Annotated in this window: 10 protein-coding genes and 3 tRNA genes; all 13 read left to right on the forward strand. The window is 64.5% G+C overall.

Going from position 1 to position 8,028, the window contains the following annotated elements; translation table 11 throughout:
* Window positions 1-319: 319 nt before the first annotated feature.
* Entirely contained in the window at window positions 320-1,819 is a 1,500-nt protein-coding gene (gene trpE, locus ACFOPI_RS10005; RefSeq protein WP_382173451.1) for an anthranilate synthase component I, read from the forward strand.
* Window positions 1,816-2,412 (forward strand): anthranilate synthase component II, encoded by a 597-nt coding sequence (locus tag ACFOPI_RS10010; RefSeq protein WP_382173453.1) that lies wholly within the window; start codon window positions 1,816-1,818, stop codon window positions 2,410-2,412. Before trpE ends, ACFOPI_RS10010 begins: the two co-directional genes overlap by 4 nt.
* A 2-nt stretch (window positions 2,413-2,414) precedes the next feature.
* Window positions 2,415-2,876, forward strand: coding sequence for a hypothetical protein (locus ACFOPI_RS10015; RefSeq protein ID WP_382173455.1), 462 nt, complete (start codon window positions 2,415-2,417; stop codon window positions 2,874-2,876).
* Window positions 2,873-3,946, forward strand: a complete 1,074-nt coding sequence (gene ltaE / locus ACFOPI_RS10020) for a low-specificity L-threonine aldolase (protein ID WP_382173457.1) — start codon at window positions 2,873-2,875, stop codon at window positions 3,944-3,946. Before ACFOPI_RS10015 ends, ltaE begins: the two co-directional genes overlap by 4 nt.
* Before the next feature lie 20 nt (window positions 3,947-3,966).
* Entirely contained in the window at window positions 3,967-4,620 is a 654-nt protein-coding gene (locus ACFOPI_RS10025; protein WP_382173459.1) for a LysE family translocator, read from the forward strand.
* A gap of 14 nt (window positions 4,621-4,634) precedes the next feature.
* The gene (gene trpD, locus ACFOPI_RS10030) at window positions 4,635-5,702 is read left to right on the forward strand and encodes an anthranilate phosphoribosyltransferase (RefSeq protein WP_382173461.1); all 1,068 of its coding nucleotides are present in this window, start codon (window positions 4,635-4,637) and stop codon (window positions 5,700-5,702) included.
* An 8-nt stretch (window positions 5,703-5,710) separates the two neighbouring features.
* A complete protein-coding gene (locus ACFOPI_RS10035) occupies window positions 5,711-5,854 on the forward strand; it encodes a hypothetical protein (protein WP_382173462.1) in 144 nt (47 codons plus the stop codon).
* The gene (gene trpC, locus ACFOPI_RS10040) at window positions 5,847-6,647 is read left to right on the forward strand and encodes an indole-3-glycerol phosphate synthase TrpC (RefSeq protein WP_382173464.1); all 801 of its coding nucleotides are present in this window, start codon (window positions 5,847-5,849) and stop codon (window positions 6,645-6,647) included. Before ACFOPI_RS10035 ends, trpC begins: the two co-directional genes overlap by 8 nt.
* A gap of 11 nt (window positions 6,648-6,658) precedes the next feature.
* On the forward strand, window positions 6,659-7,456 hold the full coding sequence (locus ACFOPI_RS10045; protein ID WP_382173466.1) for a uracil-DNA glycosylase: 798 nt from the start codon (window positions 6,659-6,661) through the stop codon (window positions 7,454-7,456).
* A 17-nt stretch (window positions 7,457-7,473) separates the two neighbouring features.
* Window positions 7,474-7,559, forward strand: a tRNA-Tyr gene (locus ACFOPI_RS10050).
* A 33-nt stretch (window positions 7,560-7,592) separates the two neighbouring features.
* Window positions 7,593-7,666, forward strand: a tRNA-Gly gene (locus ACFOPI_RS10055).
* Between the two features lie 78 nt (window positions 7,667-7,744).
* Window positions 7,745-7,819, forward strand: a tRNA-Thr gene (locus tag ACFOPI_RS10060).
* A gap of 43 nt (window positions 7,820-7,862) precedes the next feature.
* The coding region (locus ACFOPI_RS10065) for a GTP-binding protein (protein WP_295552859.1) at window positions 7,863-8,028 on the forward strand (166 nt) is incomplete at its 3' end.

Raw genomic sequence — 8,028 nt, forward strand, 5'->3', positions numbered from 1 at the left:
GCAAACGCGACATTGGGCACAAGCTCGGGATGACCCTGAGGTGTTCTCCGGTCGATGACCGGCGCCTCGCCGGCGACGCGCTTTGCTACACTGCGCCGTCATGTTCGCTTCTTTCACGTTCTCTGCAGGTTTCGCACCTGGCCGCAACGGCCGGGGAGCCTGGCCCTGGCGCAAGCCAGCGTAAACGTGCACTCCCCCCTCTGAAGGGGCATGGGCCGGCCCGCAGCGACCGTCCAGCGCCCCGCAAGCCTGCAGCCGATCTGGCTGCATCCCTCACAGACGGTCCCTGGTAGCGTCCAGGCACCCCGGAGCAAGAACCGTGATCACCGAACTCGAATTCAAAAGCCTTACGCAACAGGGCTACAACCGCATCCCGCTGATGGTCGAGGCCTTCGCGGACCTCGAAACCCCGCTTTCGCTCTACCTCAAGCTGGCCCACGGCCGGGGTGACGGTGCCAACAGCTTCCTGCTCGAATCCGTCGTCGGCGGCGAGCGCTTCGGGCGCTACAGCTTCATCGGCCTGCCCGCGCGCACCCTGCTGCGCGCCAGCGGCTTCGGAGCCGAAGCCAAGACCGAGGTGGTCCGCGACGGCGCCGTGGTCGAAACGAACCACGGCAACCCGTTGGACTTCATCGCTGCCTACCAGCAGCGCTTCAAGGTCGCGCTGCGGCCCGGCCTGCCACGCTTTTGCGGTGGCTTGGCGGGCTACTTCGGCTACGACGCAGTGCGCTACATCGAGAAGAAGCTGGAAAACAGCTGCCCGCCCGACACCCTGGGCACGCCCGACATCCTGCTGCTGCAGTGTGAGGAGCTGGCGGTCATTGACAACCTCTCGGGCAAGCTCTACCTCATCGTCTACGCCGACCCGGCCCAGCCCGAGGCCTATGCCAACGCCAAGAAGCGCTTGCGCGAACTCAAGGAGGCGCTCAAGTACTCCGTGGCGGCCCCGGTGGTCAAGCCCAGCCAGAACCATCCGGCCCAGCGCGGCTTCGCCAAAGACGATTACCTGGCCTCGGTCGAGCGCGCCAAGGAGCTGATCGCCGCGGGCGATTTCATGCAGGTGCAGGTGGGCCAGCGCATCAGCAAGCGCTACACCGAATCGCCGCTGTCTCTCTACCGCGCGCTGCGTTCGCTGAACCCATCGCCCTACATGTACTACTACCACTTCGGCGATTTCCACGTCGTGGGGGCCTCGCCCGAGATCCTGGTGCGCCAGGAGCACACCGAAGAGGGGCAGAAAGTCATCATCCGCCCGCTGGCCGGCACCCGCCCGCGCGGCGCCACGCCCGAGAAGGACAAGGCCACCGAGGTCGAGCTGCTGGCCGACCCCAAGGAGCGCGCCGAGCACGTGATGCTGATCGATCTGGCGCGCAATGACATCGGCCGCATAGCGAAAATCGGTTCGGTCAAGGTGACCGAGGCCTTCGTGGTCGAGCGCTACAGCCACGTGATGCATATCGTGAGCAACGTCGAGGGCGTGCTCAACGACGGCATGACCAACATGGACGTGCTCAAGGCCACCTTCCCGGCCGGCACGCTGACCGGCGCGCCCAAGGTGCACGCGATGGAACTGATCGACCAGCTCGAACCTGTCAAGCGCGGCATTTACGGCGGCGCCTGCGGCTACCTCAGCTACGCCGGAGACATGGACGTGGCGATTGCCATCCGCACCGCGATCATCAAGGACCAGACCCTGCACGTGCAGGCCGCGGCCGGCGTGGTGGCCGACTCGGTGCCCGAGATGGAATGGAGGGAAACCGAACACAAGGCGCGGGCGCTGCTGCGGGCGGCGGAACTGGTCGAGGAGGGTCTGGAATGAGCAAGAGGATTCAACTGCTGATGGTGGACAACTACGACTCGTTCACCTTCAACATCGTGCAGTACTTTGGCGAACTCGGTGCCGACGTGACCGTGGTGCGCAACGACGAAATCACCGTGGACGAGATCCAGCGCCGGCTCGACGCCGGCCAGATCGACCGCCTGGTGATCTCGCCCGGCCCCTGCTCGCCGGCCGAGGCCGGCATCTCGGTGCCGGCCATCCAGCACTTCGCCGGCAAGGTCCCCATCCTCGGTGTGTGTCTGGGCCACCAGAGCATTGGCGCGGCCTTCGGCGGCAAGATCGTCCGTGCCCAGGAGCTGATGCATGGCAAGACCAGCGTCATCACCACCACGCAGGAAGGCGTGTTCGCGAACCTGCCGGAGCAGTTCACCGTCAACCGCTACCACTCGCTGGCCATCGAACGCGAAAGCTGCCCCGACTGCCTCAAGGTCACGGCCTGGACGCCGGACGGCGAGATCATGGGCGTGAAGCACAAGACGCTGGCCATCGAAGGCGTGCAGTTCCACCCAGAAAGCATCCTCACCGAGCATGGTCATGCCATGCTCAAGAACTTCCTGATGTCGTCTGATTGACCATGAGATTCCCTGCACCATGGAAATGGCTGTTCACGGCAGTGGTGCTGTCGTTGTGTCCAATGTGGGGTGTCGCTAGCACCTCTGAGGACATGATTGGGTGCTATGCCACGGAGCGAAATGGCCAGGCATCGTTCCGCTTCTACCTTGATGGGGGCGCTGTGTTTTGGACAGTTAGGCGAAGATCCGGGTGGCAGAAACAGGAGTCTGTTGCTCAGGTTGTTGACATACGTCGCCCGCATCCTGACCTGCCGGTCGAGACCTTAGAGAAGGTGGAGGGGATGCTCGACATGGGGGACATGTTCTTCTTGATCAAATTCAAAGACGACCGTATCCAGGATGTGACGGGGCGCGGTGATTTTGCCCACGGGATTGAACTGATGAAGCGCAGTGGATCGCCGTTTCTGATCAGTGCCAATGGCGTTGGTCCCGTGTTCCGGGTTGCGTGCGAGGAGAAGAAATGAGATTTGTCGACCTGCGCAGCGACACCGTCACCCAGCCCACGCCGGCCATGCGGGCCGCCATGATGGCCGCGCCGCTGGGCGACGATGTGTTCGGCGACGACCCGACGGTCAACGCACTGCAGGAGCGCATCGCTGCCCTCACGGGCAAAGAGGCCGCGCTGTTCATGCCGTCGGGCACGCAGAGCAACCTGTGCGGCATCCTGGCGCATTGCGGCCGTGGTGACGAATACATCGTCGGGCAGCTGGCCCACACCTACCGCTACGAAGGCGGTGGCGCGGCGGTGTTCGGCAGCGTGCAGCCACAACCGCTGACGCAGGACGCCCAGGGCCGCATGGCGCTGGCCGACATCGCCGCGGCCATCAAACCTGATGACCCGCATTTCGCGCGCACCCGCCTGCTGTGCCTGGAAAACACCTGGAACGGCTACGTGATGCCCGACGAGTACCTGCGCAGCGCCACGGCGTTGGCGTGGGAAAAGGGCCTCAATACGCATCTGGACGGCGCGCGCGTGTTCAATGCCGCTGTCGCGTCGGCCGCGCAGGAGCAGACCACGTTCGCCCGCCTGCGCGAAATTGCCGACCACTTCGACAGCCTGTCCGTCTGCTTCAGCAAGGGCCTGGGCGCACCGGTGGGGTCGGCACTGTGCGGGTCACACGAACTGATTGCGCGCGCGCGACGCATCCGCAAGATGGCCGGCGGCGGCCTGCGCCAGGCCGGTTTGCTGGCCGCCTGCGCGCTGCACGCGCTGGACCACCATGTGGACCGCCTGGGCGAAGACCACGCCAACGCGCGGCGGTTGGCTGAAGGGCTGGCCGGTGTCGATGGACTGACGGTGAAGTCGGCCGAGACCAACATCGTCTTTGTCGATGTGGCCGAGGGCCGCGGTCCGGCACTGCTGGAGTTCCTGAAGGCCAACGGCGTGCTCGCCACAGGCCTCATCGGCCTGCGTTTTGTCACCCACCTTGATGTCGACGCGGCAGGCATCGACCGTGCCATTGCCACGGTGCGCCGCTTCTTCGCAGAGGCGCCCGCCCCATCGGCCGAGGCCGCGCGCACTGGACCCTACTGAATCGACCCGTGGAGACGCCCATGCCCGACACGACACAGCTTCTGATGTTCATCGCGGCCGGGTGGCTGCTCAACCTCACCCCCGGCCCCGACGTGCTCTACATCGTCAGCAGCGCGCTCAGGAGCGGCGTGCGCGCCGGCATCGTCGCAGCACTGGGCATCGTCAGCGGCTGCTTTGTGCACGTATTCGCCGCGGCCCTCGGCGTGGGTGCGCTGCTGGCCACCTCGGCCACGGCCTTCACCGTGCTCAAGTGGGCGGGCGCGGCCTATCTGATGTGGATGGGCGTCAAGCTGCTGCTGGCCAAGGGCGGTGGTTCGTCCGTCGTACCGGTGGGAGTGAGCGCTGAGGTGGCGGAGGTGAACCTGTGGCGCGTGTACCGCCAGGGCTTTCTGACCAATGTCCTGAACCCCAAGGTGGCGCTGTTCTTCCTGGCCTTCGTGCCGCAGTTCATCGCGCCGGGCACCGAGGACAAGGTGAGTGCCTTTCTACTGCTGGGCCTGCTGTTCAATGTGAACTCGCTGCCCATCAACTTCGGCTACGCGTGGCTGGCCGGCTGGGCCTCGCGCCGCGTCGGTGCGGTGCAGCGCACCATGCACTGGATGGACCGCGCAGCCGGCGTGTTGTTCATCGGCTTTGGCCTCAAGCTCGCCCTGTCCGACAATCCTTCCCGCTGATTCCCGGAGACCCCATGCCCCACGCCCACAAAATCACACCGCAGGAAGCCCTGCAGCGCACCATCGAACACCGCGAGATTTTCCACGACGAGATGCTGCACCTCATGCGCATGATCATGGGTGGAGAGATGTCGCCCGTGATGATGGCGGCGCTGATCACTGGTCTGCGGGTGAAGAAGGAAACCATCGGCGAGATCACCGCAGCCGCGCAGGTGATGCGCGAGTTCTCGACCAAGGTGCACGTGGCTGACAAGACGCACCTGGTGGACATCGTGGGCACGGGCGGCGACGGCTCCCACACCTTTAACATCTCCACATGCTCCATGTTCGTGGCTGCGGCTGCGGGCGCCAAGGTCAGCAAGCACGGTGGACGCAGTGTCTCCAGCAAGAGCGGCAGCGCCGATGTGCTGGAGAGCCTGGGCATCAACATCAACCTGTCGCCGGACGTGATCGCTCGCAGCATCGCCGAGGTGGGCGTCGGCTTCATGTTCGCGCCCAACCACCACCCGGCCATGAAGAACGTGGCCCCGGTGCGCCGCGAGCTGGGCATCAAGACCATCTTCAATATCTTGGGTCCGCTCACGAACCCGGCCTCGGCGCCCAACATCCTGATGGGCGTGTTTCACCCCGACCTGGTCGGCATTCAGGTGCGCGCGCTGCAGCGCCTGGGCGCAGAACATGCGGTGGTGGTCTATGGCCGGGACGGCATGGACGAGGTGTCGCTGGGTGCGGCCACCATGGTGGGTGAACTCAAGAATGGCGAGATCGCCGAGTACGAAATCCACCCCGAGGACTTCGGTCTGACCATGGCCAGCAGCCGCGCGCTGCGGGTGGAGACGCCCGAGGACTCCAAGGCCATGCTGCTGGGCGTGCTGGAAAACCGGGACGATCCGGTGCTCAAGGCTGCCCGCGACATCGTGGCACTCAACGCCGGTGTGGCGCTGTATGCGGCCAACGTCTCCCACGACATGACGCAAGGCATCGCGTTGGCGCGCCGCACCCTCGAATCGGGCGCGGCGGCGGTCAAGCTGCGCGAGCTGCAGGCCTTCACCCAGTCCGCGGTCGCTGGCTCGGGCGTCTGAGGTGCGCCGTGCCTGTGTGGCTGCAGAACGAGGGCGCCTGGATTGCGTTGGGCGTCTCCGTCCTGTTCATCATTGCCGGTGTGGTCATCCATCGCATCATCAAGAAGGTGCTGCAGACGCCGCAGCCCGAGGAATCGCAGAAACATGAGTGACATCCTGAATCAGATCGTCGCGGTCAAGCGCGAAGAAATCGCAGCCGCACGCAAGAAGAAGCCGTTGGAGGCGATGCGCTTCGATGCAGAAAGCCGTGTGCTGACCCGCGACTTCGAAGGTGCCCTGCGCGCCAAGATTGCGGCCGGTCAGGCGGCGGTGATCGCCGAGATCAAGAAGGCCAGCCCGAGCAAAGGAGTGATTCGCGAGGACTTCATCCCCGCCGACATCGCCCAGAGCTACGCCGAGGGCAATGGCCAGGTCAGAGCGGCCTGTCTGTCAGTGCTCACCGACCGCCAGTTTTTTCAGGGCAGCGCGGACTACCTCAAGCAGGCGCGGGCCAGCTGCGACCTGCCGGTGCTGCGCAAGGATTTCATGGTCGATCCGTACCAGGTCTACGAGGCCCGGGCCATGGGGGCGGACTGCATTCTGCTGATTGCCGGCTGTCTGGACGATGCGCAGATGGCCGACCTGGAGGCCATTGCCATGGGCATGAACATGGCGGTGCTGGTCGAGGTGCACGACCGCGACGAACTGCACCGAGCGCTCAGGCTGAAAACGCCACTGCTGGGCATCAACAACCGCAACCTGCGCACCTTCGACGTGACCCTGCAAACCACGCTGGACATGCTGTCCGAGGTGCCGGATGATCGAATGCTGGTCACCGAGTCCGGGATTCTCGGGCGAGAGGATGTCCAAACCATGCGCGAGGCGGGTGTACACGCCTTCCTGGTGGGTGAGGCCTTCATGCGCGCACCCGAGCCCGGGCTGGCGCTGGCCGAGCTGTTTGCTTGAGCGCTGTGCTCATGCAGCAGGTGTCCTTCGACTGGGGTGGCGTGGCACCGGCGCGTCCATCGACCGATCCAGTGCCCTGGCTCAGGGAGATAGACCCGGCGCGGTGGCTGGTCGCAGAGGCCTGGCGCCCGGTGCTCGACCGGTTCTGGTCGGACAGGGCTGGGCAGGACCTGCTGGCCTTCCTGCGCGCGCGCTTGCGCGGTGGCGCAGTGATCTATCCACCGGAACCGCTGCGGGCCCTATCCTGGGGAGGTCCGGCCGATGTCCGCGTGGTGATCGTCGGGCAGGACCCCTATCACGGGCCAGGTCAGGCCGAAGGATTGGCGTTTTCGGTGGCGCCGGGTGTGCGCAAGCCGCCGAGCCTGCGCAATATCTTCAAGGAGCAGGGCCGCGATCTGGGGTTGGCGATGCCTGATGACGGTTCGCTGGTGCCGTGGGCGCGGCAGGGGGTCCTACTGCTCAACACGTGTCTGACGGTGGAAGATGGTCAGGCGGGGAGTCATGCGGGACAGGGTTGGGAAGTGCTCACTGATGCCGTCATCGAGGCGTGCAGTGCATCTGTCGAGCCAAAGGTGTTTTTGTTGTGGGGTGCGCACGCCCAGAAGAAGGCCGATCTGATCGATGCGTCACGCCACAAGGTGCTGTGTGCGAACCACCCTTCGCCCTTGTCTGCCAGTCGCGGTCCGGTCCCGTTTCTGGGGTGTGGCCACTTTGGTGCGGCGAACCGGTGGCTGGCGGAGCAGGGTTTTTTGCCCATCGACTGGTCGTTGATGGGGCTGAGTGACACAGGCAAAAAAACCGTGGCATAATGTTGGGCTGCGTTTGTGGAGGGGTGGCCGAGTGGTTAATGGCAGCAGACTGTAAATCTGCCCTCTTGCGAGTACGCTGGTTCGAATCCAGCCCCCTCCACCAATGACTGCGAGTGTGAGAGCGATGGAAATCTGTGCGGGAGTAGTTCAATGGTAGAACCCCAGCCTTCCAAGCTGATGACGCGGGTTCGATTCCCGTCTCCCGCTCCATATCCAGTTGTTGGTTCCGTCTGATCAGCGGGCGCGGAGTTTGAATTTCAGGGCGTCCGGCGTGTGTCGGATGTCTTGGCCCTTGTGGCTCAGTGGTAGAGCACTCCCTTGGTAAGGGAGAGGTCGCGGGTCCGATTCCCGCCAAGGGCACCATCTTTGTTCTGGTGTTTCGGCAATTTTGTTTTGGAGCTGAAAAATGGCAAAAGAGAAATTTGAGCGGACCAAGCCGCACGTGAACGTGGGCACCATCGGTCACGTGGACCACGGCAAGACCACCCTGACGGCTGCTATCACCACGGTGCTGGCTGCCAAGTTCGGTGGCGCCGCCAAGGCCTACGACCAGATCGACGCGGCTCCGGAAG

The sequence above is a fragment of the Hydrogenophaga luteola genome, assembly GCF_042648585.1.
Taxonomy (GTDB): Bacteria; Pseudomonadota; Gammaproteobacteria; order Burkholderiales; family Burkholderiaceae_C; genus Hydrogenophaga; species Hydrogenophaga luteola.